This is a genomic window from Janthinobacterium sp. PC23-8 (assembly GCF_002250505.1).
Lineage (GTDB): Bacteria > Pseudomonadota > Gammaproteobacteria > Burkholderiales > Burkholderiaceae_D > Janthinobacterium.
Map to the genome: position 1 here is coordinate 393,648 of NZ_NJGY01000004.1, position 13,598 is coordinate 407,245.

At 63.3% G+C, this 13,598-nt stretch carries 11 protein-coding genes; 4 read left to right on the plus strand and 7 right to left on the minus strand.

Translation table 11 applies throughout. The features are described from left to right. Positions 1–32: 32 nt before the first annotated feature. On the plus strand, positions 33–944 hold the full coding sequence (gene gluQRS / locus CD932_RS25400; protein ID WP_094445652.1) for a tRNA glutamyl-Q(34) synthetase GluQRS: 912 nt from the start codon (positions 33–35) through the stop codon (positions 942–944). Positions 945–1,017: 73 nt separating this feature from the next. Here the strand turns inward: gluQRS and CD932_RS25405 are convergent, their stop codons facing one another. Then, on the minus strand, positions 1,018–3,243 hold the full coding sequence (locus tag CD932_RS25405; RefSeq protein WP_094445653.1) for a TonB-dependent receptor: 2,226 nt from the start codon (positions 3,241–3,243) through the stop codon (positions 1,018–1,020). A 505-nt stretch (positions 3,244–3,748) separates the two neighbouring features. Between CD932_RS25405 and CD932_RS25410 the strand changes: the two genes are divergently transcribed. Together CD932_RS25410 and bla are read left to right on the plus strand one after the other, a co-directional pair. Further along, a complete protein-coding gene (locus tag CD932_RS25410) occupies positions 3,749–6,760 on the plus strand; it encodes a PAS domain-containing protein (protein WP_094445654.1) in 3,012 nt (1,003 codons plus the stop codon). After that, the gene (gene bla / locus CD932_RS25415) at positions 6,753–7,655 is read left to right on the plus strand and encodes a class A beta-lactamase (protein ID WP_094445655.1); all 903 of its coding nucleotides are present in this window, start codon (positions 6,753–6,755) and stop codon (positions 7,653–7,655) included. The genes CD932_RS25410 and bla overlap by 8 nt, the downstream gene beginning before the upstream one ends. Here bla and CD932_RS25420 read toward each other — a convergent pair whose 3' ends face one another. From CD932_RS25420 to tnpA, 5 genes are all read right to left on the minus strand, one after another. Next, on the minus strand, positions 7,656–8,093 hold the full coding sequence (locus CD932_RS25420) for a DUF695 domain-containing protein (RefSeq protein ID WP_176461138.1): 438 nt from the start codon (positions 8,091–8,093) through the stop codon (positions 7,656–7,658). Positions 8,094–8,127: 34 nt separating this feature from the next. Next, complete coding sequence (locus CD932_RS25425; protein ID WP_094445657.1) at positions 8,128–8,799, minus strand: hypothetical protein; 672 nt, start codon at positions 8,797–8,799, stop codon at positions 8,128–8,130. A gap of 76 nt (positions 8,800–8,875) precedes the next feature. Beyond that, positions 8,876–9,142 carry a PAAR domain-containing protein gene (locus CD932_RS25430; protein WP_094445658.1) on the minus strand — a complete coding sequence of 89 codons (267 nt, stop codon included), beginning with the start codon at positions 9,140–9,142 and terminating at the stop codon, positions 8,876–8,878. Positions 9,143–9,153: 11 nt separating this feature from the next. Then, positions 9,154–9,915, minus strand: coding sequence for a DUF2875 family protein (locus CD932_RS25435; RefSeq protein WP_094445659.1), 762 nt, complete (start codon positions 9,913–9,915; stop codon positions 9,154–9,156). Between the two features lie 58 nt (positions 9,916–9,973). Beyond that, positions 9,974–10,429: an IS200/IS605 family transposase gene (tnpA, locus tag CD932_RS25440; RefSeq protein WP_094445660.1), complete on the minus strand. Its 456-nt coding sequence runs from the start codon at positions 10,427–10,429 to the stop codon at positions 9,974–9,976. A gap of 21 nt (positions 10,430–10,450) precedes the next feature. On the opposite strand from tnpA, the gene CD932_RS25445 reads away from it, so the two are divergent. Then, entirely contained in the window at positions 10,451–11,668 is a 1,218-nt protein-coding gene (locus CD932_RS25445) for an RNA-guided endonuclease TnpB family protein (protein WP_094445661.1), read from the plus strand. A 94-nt stretch (positions 11,669–11,762) separates the two neighbouring features. Here CD932_RS25445 and CD932_RS25450 read toward each other — a convergent pair whose 3' ends face one another. Then, positions 11,763–13,568 (minus strand): type VI secretion system Vgr family protein, encoded by a 1,806-nt coding sequence (locus CD932_RS25450; protein ID WP_254926763.1) that lies wholly within the window; start codon positions 13,566–13,568, stop codon positions 11,763–11,765. Positions 13,569–13,598: the final 30 nt, after the last annotated feature.

Sequence of the window (13,598 nt, forward strand, 5' to 3'; positions counted from 1 at the left end):
TCAGCAACACAGCACCAGCATCTGTCACCACCATGCCCTCCTCCACCGCCCCCTATATCGGCCGTTTTGCCCCCTCCCCCTCCGGTCCCTTGCATATGGGCTCGCTCGTTGCGGCCATGGCCAGCTATCTCGATGCCAAGGTGCATCACGGCGCCTGGCTGCTGCGCATCGAGGACCTGGATTATGACCGCAATGTCGACGGTGCCGATGCGGCCATCCTGGCCAGCTTGCGGCGCTGCGGCATGACGTGGGACGGCGAGGCGACGTGGCAGAGCCGGCGGCTACCGCTGTATGAGGCGGCGCTGCAGCGGCTGCGCGAGGACGGTCTGGTGTATGCCTGCGGCTGCTCGCGCAAGGAGATACACGATTCGGTGCTGCGGGCGGGGGCGGCCGGGAATGGCGCGATGGTGTATCCGGGCACCTGCCGCCATGGCCTGGCGCCGGGCAAGGTGGCGCGCGGATTGCGGTTGCGGGTGCCGGATGGCGAGGCGGCCGTGTATGGCTTTGTGGATCGCTGGCATGGCGCGCTGCGCCAGCACCTGGCCGATGAGGCGGGCGACTTTATCGTGCTGCGCGGCGATGGCTACTGGGCGTATCAGCTGGCGGTGGTGGTCGATGATGGCGAACAGGGTGTCACGCAGGTGGTGCGCGGGGCGGATCTGCTCGATTCAACGCCGCGCCAGCTGTATCTGCAGGACGCGCTGGGTTTGCCGCATCCCGGCTATTTGCATGTGCCGGTGGTCAATAATGCGCTCGGTGAAAAGCTGTCGAAGCAGACCGGGGCGCTGGCCTTCGATACGGGCACGCCGGCCTTGGACCTGCTGGCGTCGGCCCTGCTGCCGGCAGCGCGCTTTCTCGGTCTCGATGTGCAAGCGAACAATCTTGATGATTTCTGGCGGCGGGCGATACCGGCCTGGGCGCGGCGGCTTTCCGAGCGGCCGTAAAAAAACCCGCTGCGGCGCAAACCGTAGCGGGTTCAGGCAGATGCCAGCCGAGGCCGGCATCCGAGATCGGCAATTAGAAGTTGCCTTTGAACTGTACGCCAAACTGGCGCGGCTCGTTGATAAAGCCGGTCAGGTTGTTGAAGTCGATGGCGCCCGTCACGCGCTTGGTGTCGGTGATGTTGCGGCCAAATGCGGCCACTTCATACTTGCCTTCTTGCCAGGTGTAGCCTGCGCGCAAACCGCCTTCAAGCATGGCCTTGCCGGTGAACTCGGTGGACTCATACAGGAAGAAGTTGATCTGGCTGCGATACGACCAGTCGGTGTAGACATAGAACTCGCCGTTTTCCATCGGGATCGAATAGCGGCCGGTGGCCGTCACGGTCCATTTCGGCGCTTGCGGCAGCGGGTTGCCGTTGATAATGGCGTTGCCGGCGGCGTTCTTCGGATCGGTCACGGTGCAGCTGCGGCAACCGCCCACCGACAGGGTCGGGTCCTTGATTTCCGTAAAGTTGTAGCTGCCGCCCAGCGACATCTTCAGGGCAGGCGTCACAAAACCTTCCAGTTCCAGCTCGGCACCGCGGCCGTTGGTCTTGGCGGCGTTGATCAGGCGCGTGACGTTCGAGTTACCGCCCACCACCGTCAGTTGCTGGTTCTTGACCTGGTAGTCATACAAGCTGAAGGCAACGCGGGCGCGGCGCTCGAACAGGTCGGCTTTCACGCCGGCTTCGTACGAGGTGATGGTTTCGGCGTCGGCCACGGTGACAGGCACTCTATCACTGGCTGGGGCAATACTTGGCGCACGGAAACCGGTCGCGACACGGCCGTAGAAGCTCACGTCTTTGGTGTATTTATAGGTGCCGCTCAGGTCCCAGTTGACCTTCGCTTTGCTGACATCGGCGCTGGTCGGATTGACCTGCGTAATACGGTCAGCCAGGACGGTATTGAAGTCTTTCTTGTCCTTGGTGTAGCGCAGGCCGGCGCGCAGCATGAAGTCGTCGTTGACGGCGTAATTGACGGAACCGAAGGTAGCCCAGGCGGTGTTTTTCTGGCGGCTGGCCAGGTGCGAATTCAGTACATGCGTAGCCGGATTGAAGCCGTCCGAGAAGCCGTTGGCATCTTCATTGAAGTAGTACACGCCTGCCTGCCAGTTCAGCGGGCCAGCGTTTTTCGACTCGGCACGGAATTCTTGCGAGTACTGTTTCACGCTGGTGATGCCGCCGGCCGTTTCCACGTTGAATGGAATCGCTGGCGTCATGCCTGGCGCGCCGCCGTCGATATCGCCATGCGACAGATAACTGGCAACATGCTCGAAACCGGTGATCGAATACAGTTTCACGCCGTCCAGGTCCCAGCTCAGGCGGGCGCTGGCGCCATTGGTGCGCAGGTTCTGGAAGTTCGGTGCATTGGTGAACGATTTGTTCGCATCGAAGCCGTCGACCAGGTCATTGGTGCCCGGCTTGATGGCGTTGGCGTGGAACAGGCGCGCGCTGCCGGCGGTATTGCGCTGGTGTACGTTGAACAGGGCATTGAAGGTGCTGTTCGGTGCGTACAGCAATTGCACGCGTTCGGCGTGTTCGTTGTAGCCGTCCAGCGCATCTTTCTGGCCCGTAAAGCTGTTATCGACGTAGTCGTCGCGGTGCTGGCGCAGGGTCGAGAAGCGCATCGCCCATTCTTTGCTCAATGGCACGTTGACGGCGCCTTCGGCATTGATGGTGTTGTGGGTGGCGACAGAACCGCTGTAATAGCCTTCGACCTTGTCCAGGTTCGGCTTGGCCGATTCGAACTTGACCACGCCGGCGGGCGTGTTGCGGCCGAACAGGGTGCCTTGCGGGCCGCGCAGCACTTCCACGTTGGCCACGTCAAAGATCGGGTAACCCTTGAGGATCGGGTTTTCTTGCACCACATCGTCGTAGATCAGGGAAACAGGTTGCGATGCAAACGTGTTGAAGTCGGTATTGCCGTAGCCGCGGATATAGAAACGCGGGAAGGTACGGCCGTTCGACGACTCCACGTTCAGGCTTGGCACCTTGCCGGCCAGCATGCGGATATCCTGGCCGCCGGAGACGATGACGTCGAGCTTTTGCGCCGTCAGCATCGATACGGAGACGGGCACGTCGCGGATGTTTTCCTTGCGGCGCTGGGCCGTGACGGTCACGGTCTCGAGCTGGCTGGCGGCAGGCGTTGCATCGGCAGCGGCTTCGTCGGCGTAGGCCGTGCCGATCGGCAGGGCTGCGGAAAGGGCAAGCATGGCGGCGCTTTTGGCGCACAGACGCTTGTGCATCTTGGACATTTTAATCATTGAGTTCCCCATAAGTTAAAAAGTAATGCGAATGATGTCCTGCGGTCTCCGGTCTTCTTGTCGGCGCCATGCATGCACCCGCACCTTTCTGGTGCAGCAGCGCGAGCGGCTGTGTCCCCGCTCCCGGCGTCGCTGGCTCCGTCCCTGCTGCCGCTTGCCGGCAGCGGTCATGGCCGCATCGTCTCGATGTCTCGCAGACGCCAACGTTAAAAACAAGGCGCCAATTTAATTCATGCCTGTCTTGGGCCGCAAGAATATTGTTGCTACGCACAATCCATTCATTCAAAGTAGCACACTGATAGTGGTTATTCAGCCACAAAGACCTCTTTTTCGCGCATTTCATGGTGATTTTCACACTTCTCAAAAGAGCTACAGAAAAGCGCGCTGCGGCTGCAAGCGAAAATGCCCGAGCGGTGTAAATGCCTGTAATATCGCAACAATTGCAAGCGCGGCGCTGCCCCATACCGGTGCAGCTGCGGTCCGCGCACCATAGCCGACAGTCTCCATGCCCGAACCCCGTCCGAACCCGCCTGCCAGTGCCGCCGATGCGGCACCGTTTTTGTTCGATCTCACGCCGGACCTGGTGTTTGCCATCGCCGCCGACGGCACTTTGAGCGACCTGAACCCCAGTGCACGGCAATTGCTGCATGGCCGCAGCTGGGACCGGCTCTGGATCCCCGGCGACAATCTTCAAACGCACACGGCGCTGCAGACGGCGCGCGAGCTTGGCCAGGCGCAATGCGAGGCCACCCTGCTCGGCGGCCCCACCGGCAACGGCTGGCAAGTGATGCTGCACCGCCTGCCGCTTCATGAAACCTCGGGGCAGCCGGTGCTGGCCATGTGCCGCGACATCAGCACGCGCCTGGAAGCGGCGCGCCAGCTGGCCGACAACGCCCTGCGCGCACGCACGCTGCTAGGCGCCCATTGCGACATCACCTGGAGCACCGGCCAGGCCGGCCATTTTGACGCTGACCAGCCCGCCTGGCGCGCCTACACGGGCCAGAGCACGCCGGAGCTGATGGGCAAGGGCTGGTTGAACGCCGTGCATCCCGACGACCGCGCCATCGCCGACGCCTCGTACCCGCAGCCATCGGACATGCGCACTACCGAATACCGCTTGCGCCATGCCGATGGCGACTACCGCAACGTCGTCGCCCGTATCCTGCCCGTGTATGGCGGCGACGGCGCCGTCAGCACCTGGGTCGGCTCGCATACCGACGTGACGGCCACGCGCCAGGCGGAACAGCGCTTGCGGCTGGCCATGCAGGGTGGCAGCATGGGCACCTGGGATATCGACCTGGGCAGCGGCGGCATGGACTGCTCGGCCACCTGCAGCGCCAGCTTCGGCTTTGCCGAGGGCGAGCGCGTGGATTATCAGCGACTGAGCGCGGCCATGCTGGAACCGGACCGCCAGCGCTGGCGCGCGGCGGTGCACGCAGCAATCGCCAGCGTCGGCGACTTCGAAATCGAGGTGCGCGTGCGCTGGCCAGACGGCTCGCTGCACTGGGTCCACCTGCGCGGCACCTGCACTTGCGACGCGGCCGGCACGGCAATCGGCCTGGCCGGCATTTCGCTCGATATCACCGCCAGCAAGCACAACGAGGAAACCTTGCGCCTGACCCTGGCCGCTGGCGATGTCGCCACCTGGAACTGGGACATCGTGGCCGACAAGGTCACCGTCGACAGCAATATGGCACGCCTGTTTCCAGTCGATACCAGCAGCTCCGGTCCGGCGCCGCTGGCCCGTTACGTGGACGTGATCCATCCCGATGACCGCGAACGGGTCGCCAAGCAGATCGAGCAGGCGCTGCAATCGCAGCAGCCGTTCGAGTCGCGCTACCGCGTGCGCGCCAGCGACGGCGAGTACCACTCGGTGCTGGCGCGTGGCCGCGTCGAATACGGCGCCGACGGCACGCCCTTGCAGTTTCCGGGCGTAATCCTCGACATTACACGCCAGAGCCTGGTGGAAGACGCGCTGTCCAACAGCGAAGAACGCTACAGCACCTTGATCGAGCTGATGGACCAGGCATTTTGCGTGATTGAAATGCTGTATGACGATGAAGGCAAGCCGGTCGACTTCCGCTACCTGGAAACGAACCCGGCTTTCGTCAAGCAATCGGGCCTGGAGAACGCCATCGGGCGGACCATCCGCAGCCTGGTGCCCGACCACGACCAGTACTGGTTCGATGTCTACGACGAGGTGCTGAAAAGCGGTCATCCGATGCGCTATGAAAACGAAGCGCACGCCATGGAGCGCTGGTTTGAAATCTTTGCGGCGCGCCTGGGCGGGCCCGGCAGCGTCAAACTGACGGTGTTGTTTGCCGATATCAGCGAGCGCAAGCGGGCCGAGAAAAAACTGCGCCAGCTGGCCGACGATCTGTCGGAAATGGACCGGCGCAAGACAGAATTTCTGGCCACCCTGGCGCACGAATTGCGCAATCCGCTCGCGCCCATCCGCAACGGCTTGCAGATCATGCGCCTGGCGGCCGACAAGCCGGCCACGGTCGAGCGTGTGCGCGACGTGATGGAGCGGCAGGTAAACCAGATGGTGCACCTGGTCAATGACTTGCTGGATGTGGCACGCATCACGCGCGGCCAGATCGAACTCAAGCTCGAACGCACGGACCTGAAAACCATTATCGCCGGCGCGGTGGAAACGAGCATGCCGCTGATCGAAGCGAACCAGCATCAGTTGCTGGTCAATATGGACGAGCAACCTTTGCCGCTCGATGCCGACCCGACGCGCCTGGCGCAGGTGGTGAGCAATCTGCTCAACAACGCCGCCAAGTACACGCCGGCCAAAGGCCGGATCGTGCTGACGGCGCGCCGTGCCGGCGACGAGGCCGTGATCGAAGTGCGCGACAGCGGCGTCGGCATACCGGCCGTGTCCTTGCCCACCGTGTTCGAGATGTTCACGCAAGTGGGGCAGAACATGGGCCGCGCGCAAGGCGGGCTTGGCATCGGCCTGTCGCTGGTGCGCCGCCTGGCCGAGCTGCACGGTGGCAGCGCCAGCGCGGCCAGTGCCGGCGCCGGCCTGGGCAGCACCTTTACGGTACGCCTGCCGCTGGCGGCGCCGGCGCAAGCTGTCAGCGACGATGGCGCACCGCCCTTGTTGGCGACAAAGGCCGTGCCGTTTCGCGTGTTGGTGGTGGACGACAATGTCGACGCCGCCGACACCCTGGCCGACGTGCTGGGCATCATCGGCCACCGCACGCAGGTGGTGCACGATGGCGTAGAGGCGCTGGCCGTCACGCCGCAATTCCTGCCCGAGGTGGTGTTTCTCGATATCGGCCTGCCCGGCATGAACGGCTACGAGGTGGCGCGCGCGCTGCGCCAGACGACGGCCGGCAAGCGCGCCGTGCTGATCGCGCTGACGGGCTGGGGCGCCGCGAACGACCGCAGCCAGTCCAGCGCGGCCGGCTTCGACCATCACCTGACCAAACCGGCCAATCTGCAAGCCATCAGCGACTTGCTGGCCACCATCGCCACCAACCAGGCTAAAACCGACCATGACTGAACAACTCGACCAGACCCGCCGCCACCTGCTGATACTGGCCGGCACCGCCCTGCTGTGCCCGGGCGCGCTATTGCATGCCGCGCCCAACACCACCACGGTGGCGCAGGCGCAAGCGCAACTGGCGGCGCTGGAACAGGCGGCCGGCGGACGCCTGGGCGTGTCGGCCCTGCATACGGGCAGCGGCGCGCGCGTCGAACATCGTGCCGACGAACGCTTTCCCATGTGCAGCACCTTCAAGGCCATGCTGGCGGCGGCCGTGCTGGCGCGCGGCAGCAGCGAGCCGCAACTGCTGGACAAGCTGGTGCGCTATGAAGCAAAAGAGCTGGTCAGCTATTCGCCGATCACGGAAAAACACGTGGCCACCGGCATGCGTGTGGCCGAGCTGTGCGCAGCCACCGTGCAATACAGCGACAACAGCGCGGCGAACTTCCTGATGAAATTATTGGGTGGCCCGCAGGCGGTGACGGCCTACGCACGCAGCATCGGCAATCAGGTATTCCAGCTGGAACGCTGGGAAACCGAACTCAATAGCGCCATCCCCGGCGAAGTGCGCGACACCACCAGCCCGGCGGCCACCGTGCACAGCCTGGACGGCCTGCTGCTGGGCGCCAGCTTGCCCGCGCCGCAGCGCCAGCAGCTCGACATCTGGATGCGCGGCAACACCACCGGCGACCAGCGCATCCGCGCAGGCGTGCCTGCCGGCTGGCAGGTGGCCGACAAGACCGGTTCGGGCGCCTACGGCAGCGTCAACGATATCGGCGTGGCCTACCCGTCGGGCGACGCCAGCGCGCCGCTGGTGATCGCCATCTACTACACGCGCGAACAGAAAAATGCGCCGATCAACCAGCACATCATAACAAAGGCCACGCGCATCGTGGCGGCGGCCCTGGGCTGATCAGCCTTGCGGAAGAGCTGTCATGAAGCCGGCATAGGTCGACCAGGCGGGGTCGGCCGCGCTGCGGATTTCAATCGGGAACTTCGGCCGTGGCGCCAGCGCCGTATTGAGGCGGTTGAAAAATTCCTCGCCCGAGCGCGTGTAATAAATCCACTCGCGCAGGTTTTCGCCGGTCGACACCAGCGCCAGCGTGGCAAAGCCGTCTTCCTCGACCACCGGCGCCAGCGCCGCTTCCAGCTCTTCCATATGCTCGCGCTCGTTCGGTGACGGCATGCCGGTTTCGTCTTCATAACGCCAGGCGATAATGATGCGCTCAGGCTGCGACGACAGATCCCAGTCGTCATGGAAGGTGTCGACGTAGCGGTAGATGATGGCCATCTCGTCGCTATGGGTGACGACGGTGCCCCAGCTGCGGGCGGAAGTGGAATTCGGGTTCATGGCGGGCATTCAGAGAAAAAACAAGAGGCGCAGTTTACAGCACCGGCGGGCAAGTCACCGTCCAGGCGTCATATTGCCGGCCGCTCTGGCGCAGCCAGACGCGGGCATAACTATTGCGGTCGCTCCTGCGGTCGCTCCTGAACACCAGCGCATACTGCTCTTGCGCCTGTGGCCGCGAGGCGCCGACATCGACGGCGGCCAGGGTAAAGTTCAAGGCCCGCAGCGGCGCGCATTCGGTATTGCCCGCCATCAGCAGCCGCGCCCGCGCCAGCAGCGGCTTCTGGTACAGCAGCACACCCTCGAGTTCCGCATCGGGCACGCGCTGCAGCAGGCGCACCGGCTCGGCCACGGGCCGGCAGGCGCCACGGTCGAGCCAGGCGTAATAGGCCAGTGCGCTTTGCTCCCAGCGCGCCTGCTTGCCCGCCCCCTTCAATACAAAGCTGGTGCGATGCGTGCGGCACAGCGCGCCCTGGCCCCGGTGCGGCGGCGCTTCCGTAGTGGCGCTGACGGTCCAGCCACGCCCCGATGCATCGCGCCGCACCTCGAACAGGGTGCGGGCCGGCTTGTTCCCGGGATAGGCCAGGGAATAAAAATCCTCGAATGACTTGCGCTCGTCGGCCGTGACCGCGCGCTCGGCAGCGCTGGCGGACCAGCCGCAGGCCAGCAAGGCCAGCAGCGCCAGCGAGCGCAGGGGTGTAATTTGCATGCCCGTCCTTGAAAAATCGGTCGGGCAATTATAGAGGAGCGGACGGACGATCAGGTGTAACTCTCAGGTGCAACCCTCAGGTGCAACCATAAGTGGCGCCGCCGGCAATCAGCGTCGCGCCGCAGCTGGTACGGTCGCCCTCGAACGCCACCGCCACGCCATTGATAGTGTGCCGGCCAGAGCCGCTGGAAATGGTGCAGCCGTTGTGGCCCTTGACCGGGCAGCTGCACAGGTCGCCGACGCAGGCCACCGCGACGCCTCCCACCGTGAAGTGGCTGGCGGCGCAGGAGACGACCTTGCCGCCGTGCGTAGTGGCGTCACCCTGGCGAATGATTTTGCGCATGAAATGCTCCTTTAATGTGCGCTCGCCTGTTCCAGCAGCGACTCCACCGCTGGCGCCGCATAGTTGGCGGGGTCGACGGACGGCGTGACCCGGCTGCGGAAGATCTCGAATGGCGCCTGCTCCTCGCGCACGGCGCTGGACGGCGGCGTGATGAAAACGATGCTGGCCTCGTCCCGGTCGCGCAGATTGATGGCCGCGCTGGCGCCGCCGTCGCGGTAGCTGCCCATCACGCCGAGGGCCATTTGCACGAAGAAGGTGGCCGCGCCGGTATTGCCCAGGCGATGGTCGGTATGGATGAACTGCGCCGACTTGCCGCTGTCGATCTCCGGCCCGCCCTGCGCCGCGTAATCGTGCAGCATGCCTTCCAACATCAATTGCTGCGCCGGCTGCTTGCCGGTGGCGGCAATAATGCGCGCCGCCCCCTGGCTGCGTTCGCCTTCCGGCAAGGTCAGCAGCGCTTCCTGCCAGCCCGCATTGAAGATCTTCTGCCGCGCGTCACGGCGCGTCACCGGCTTGCCATTCTCGTCCTTGAATTTGACGAACACGGGGCGGTGCACGAAGCCGTATGACGGCAAGCGGTCGAAGGTGTCCATCTGCTCGCGGTTCCACGGAATCGGAAACCACGGCGTCGGCTTCCAGGTTTGCGGCGGACGGTGGATCCACGGGTTGATGGCATTGAACTGGTACAGGCCAACGCCACGGACATCGGGACGCTGGGCGAACTTGGCGGTGGCGGCCAGCCATTCGGGGACGGTGGGTTGGCGGGGCATCATGGCACTGGACCATATTAATTTGACCAGGTGCGCGGCAAGCCCGTCCTTCAGGGCGTGGTCAAGAGCGCGGACGGCACAGCCGTCCGGTTTGGCGCATCTGGTGAGGCGTCTGCTGCTGCTCGATGTACTGGCGGATAACGGCAATGGGCGCACCACCACAGCTGCCGGCGAAGTAGGACGGCGACCACAGCGCGCCGCCCCATAGCTTCTGGCGGATGCTCGGGTAGTTCTTCTTCCGAATCATCCGGCTGGACACGCCCTTCAAACTGTTAACAAGATTCGAGACGGAAATTTTTGGCGGATAGTTCACCAGCAAGTGAACGTGGTCATCCTCGCCGTCGAATTCCACCAGTTCCGCTTCAAAGTCCGCGCAGACGCTGGCGAACATCGGTCGCAAGTCGTCAAGAATCTCTTTTGTGAAGACTTCGCGACGGTATTTTGTCACGAAGATCAAATGCACGTGCATGAGAAAAACGCAGTGTCTTCCGTGGTGAATGTCGTTATCATTACTCATAGACCAAACTATGATTGAACGATGCAACGCTTACAAGCCTACAAATACGAACTGATGCCAGACGGCGAGCAAGAGCGCGATATGCGCCGCTTCGCTGGGTCATGCCGGTTCGTCTACAACAAGGCGTTGGCGATGCAGAAGGAGAATCACGAGGCAGGTAACAAGTTCATCGGCTTCGCTGGGCTGTGCAAGGCGCTCACCGGCTGGCGTCATGGCGTCGAGACGCCGTGGCTAAAAGACGCGCCCTGCCACCCGCTACAACAGGCGCTCAAAGACTTGGAAAAGGCATACAAGAACTTCTTCGAGAAGCGCGCCGACTTCCCCAGCTTCAAACGTAAAGGCAGCGGCGACAGCTTTCGTTACCCGGACCCGAAACAGATCAAGCTCGATCAGCCCAACAACCGCCTCTTTCTTCCCAAGTTGGGCTGGCTGCGTTACCGCAACAGCCGTGACATTCTCGGCGAACTGCGCAACGTCACCGTGAGCCAGTCTGGCGGCAAGTGGTTCGCGTCGATTCAGACGCAGCGCGAAGTCGAACAGCCGTTGCCCACGGCGACGACTGCCATCGGTATCGATGTCGGCGTGGCCAGGTTCGCCACCATGAGCGACGCCAGCTTCATCACGCCGCTCAACAGCTTCAAGAAACACCAGCAACGCCTTGCGCACTACCAGCGCCGCATGAGCCACAAGGTCAAATTCAGCAACAACTGGAAGAAGGCGAAAGCCCGCATTCAGAAGATTCACGCCGGCATCGCCAACGCCCGGAAAGATTTCCTGCACAAGAGCACAACGACGATCAGCCAAAACCACGCGCTCGTATGCATTGAGGATTTGCAGGTACGGAACATGTCCAGGTCTTCCAAGGGCAACAGCGAACAGCACGGCAAGATGGTGCGCCAGAAGTCCGGCCTGAATCGTGCCATTCTCGACCAGGGTTGGGGCGAGTTCCGCCGCCAGCTTGGCTACAAGGTCGCATGGAACGGCGGCATGATGCTAGCCGTTCCACCGCACCACACCAGCCAGACGTGTCCGGCCTGTGGCAATGTCTCAAAAGATAATCGGCAGACTCAGGCCAAATTCCTGTGTGTCGATTGCGGCTACGAAAATCACGCCGATGTGGTCGGCGCGATCAATGTTTTAGAGCGGGGATACCGCTTGTTAGCCTGTGGAGAGTCGGCGCAGTCAGGCCGCTCGATGAAGCAGGAACCCACCGAAGCGACTGCGCAAATTACCGCGTAGCGCCGTAGGAATCCCCTTCCTTCAGGGAGGGGAGGATGTCAATTCAAACGCTGATTGCGGCGCCAGTTGTGCTTGCTGCTGGCCATCGCCGTCTTCATATAATTGCGCCGCCATGCTTTGCGCGTCGCCAAAGGCAAAGCTCGGTGCATTGAACTTCAGTGGCGACTCGCTGCCCAGGGTGATGCCATCGGCGATGCGGATAAAGGCGCCATGTTGGGAGATCAGCACAATCTCGTCGGCCATGGCCGTGATCTTGCCTTCGCTGGCCGTCAGCTTGAGGTTTTTCCCTGCATTGACATTGGCGGCCGCTGCCCGGTCCATTGCCAGCCCAGCTCGACGCCACGCGCACCCAGGCCGAATCGGCGTCCGTGTCCTTGGCGCCGGTGCCGCTCGCATGCTGATGGTCGGCGGGGCGCGTGGCGGGAAAGCGCACCTTGACACGGCCAAACGCATCGCAATGAACCTCTTCATTGGCAGGCCCGACCACCACCGCGCTTTGCATGGCCAGCGGCGGCAAGTCGGTGCGGGGATCATAGGCCGGCACGATGGGCACGCCACGGCGCACGGCCGTCAGGGCCACATGCATGCGCAAGGGGCCGTGCGCCACCACGGCATCGAAATCACGTTGCATCAAGGCATAGTCTTGCTGCAACCAGCGGTTGCGCTCGAACAGACGCGCCACGCGCGCGGCCAGCGCCAGCGGCAGATTGTTCTGCGCCGCCACCTGCAGCGAGGTGACGACAAAATCGCGTTCAAGCGCAGGCAGGCGGTCAATATCGGGATGGCCAAGCAAGGTGAAATACTCGCCCGCGCACAGGTCGCGCACGCTGCCTTCGGCATGGAAACAATGGCTGGCGTAATCATGGCGCCGCATCGCCAGCATGCCGAGATGGCACAACGCTTCGTGGTCCGAGGCGCCCGTTTGCGCCGTGCGTGGCGGCAGCACCAGGTAATCGTCGAGCGTGGCGGCCAAGGCATTGCCGTGCACGCCACCCCGGCCCTGCGCCGTCACCTCGGCCGACATGAAAGCGCGCCCGTGCGGACGCTCTTCATTCCAGCGGTGGCGCGTGACCTTGCCCGCTTGCAAGGTGCGTACCTCGCTCCAGGCACTCAGGGTATCGCGCTCTTCCGTGGCGCGCTCGGCATGATAGCGCACGCTGCCCGCCGCATTTTGCCGCAAGCCATCAACATGGTTGAACAACACCAGGGTGTGCGACGGTACGGCCGGCGCATGGGCCGGTCCAAGGTCGCCTGCACGGAAAAGCCAGCCCACGCCGCTGCGCGCCAGCAACCTGCGCACGAAGGCCGCATCGGACTCGTTATGCTGCATCACGAACTCGCGCTGCGGATAGCTTTCGGCATCAAAAAAATCCGCGTACTCGTACTGGAAGGCATGGGCCAGGATGCTATTGCTGCGTATCCACTCATCCAGCAGCAGCTGGACGATCTCGATATCGCTCTGGCGGCGAAACACGCGCGTATTGATGCGCTTTTCCATAATGGAAAATACATCGGTCAATACCAGTTGATAGCTGGCCAGGCCGCCATCGCCGTCACCGGCGCTCGCTTCGGTGATGATGCCGCACACGCTGCACAACTCCCCCTGATCGGTGACGATATCGAGCGCGGCCGGCAAGGCGATCAGGCTGGCCAGCGGCAAGCCGGCATGGCGCGATACGCACAGCAGGCGATACTCGATGCCACCGCAGATGGATTGCCGGCCAAACACGGTCTGCGGTAGCAAGCCGCCCGCTGGCAGCCCGGGCGTGGACGCCAGGCGCAAGCGCAAGGGGCGGTTTGCGCCCATCAGTTGGTCTTGCTCGAAGTAACTGGAAAAATCGCCATCGCCGCCATCCATCGCCGCCTCCCGTTGCATGCCTTGGAGAAACGACAATGCCATGGGAGGGACAGGCAATACTTGATTTTTAGC

Bases quoted from the DNA above. Each gene is read 5' to 3' on its own strand.
- gluQRS (WP_094445652.1), top strand. From the start codon at position 33: ATGCCCTCCTCCACCGCCCCCTATATCGGCCGTTTTGCCCCCTCCCCC.
- CD932_RS25405 (WP_094445653.1), bottom strand. From the start codon at position 3,243: ATGATTAAAATGTCCAAGATGCACAAGCGTCTGTGCGCCAAAAGCGCC.
- CD932_RS25410 (WP_094445654.1), top strand. From the start codon at position 3,749: ATGCCCGAACCCCGTCCGAACCCGCCTGCCAGTGCCGCCGATGCGGCA.
- bla (WP_094445655.1), top strand. From the start codon at position 6,753: ATGACTGAACAACTCGACCAGACCCGCCGCCACCTGCTGATACTGGCC.
- CD932_RS25420 (WP_176461138.1), bottom strand. From the start codon at position 8,093: ATGAACCCGAATTCCACTTCCGCCCGCAGCTGGGGCACCGTCGTCACC.
- CD932_RS25425 (WP_094445657.1), bottom strand. From the start codon at position 8,799: ATGCAAATTACACCCCTGCGCTCGCTGGCGCTGCTGGCCTTGCTGGCC.
- CD932_RS25430 (WP_094445658.1), bottom strand. From the start codon at position 9,142: ATGCGCAAAATCATTCGCCAGGGTGACGCCACTACGCACGGCGGCAAG.
- CD932_RS25435 (WP_094445659.1), bottom strand. From the start codon at position 9,915: ATGATGCCCCGCCAACCCACCGTCCCCGAATGGCTGGCCGCCACCGCC.
- tnpA (WP_094445660.1), bottom strand. From the start codon at position 10,429: ATGAGTAATGATAACGACATTCACCACGGAAGACACTGCGTTTTTCTC.
- CD932_RS25445 (WP_094445661.1), top strand. From the start codon at position 10,451: ATGCAACGCTTACAAGCCTACAAATACGAACTGATGCCAGACGGCGAG.
- CD932_RS25450 (WP_254926763.1), bottom strand. From the start codon at position 13,568: ATGGCATTGTCGTTTCTCCAAGGCATGCAACGGGAGGCGGCGATGGAT.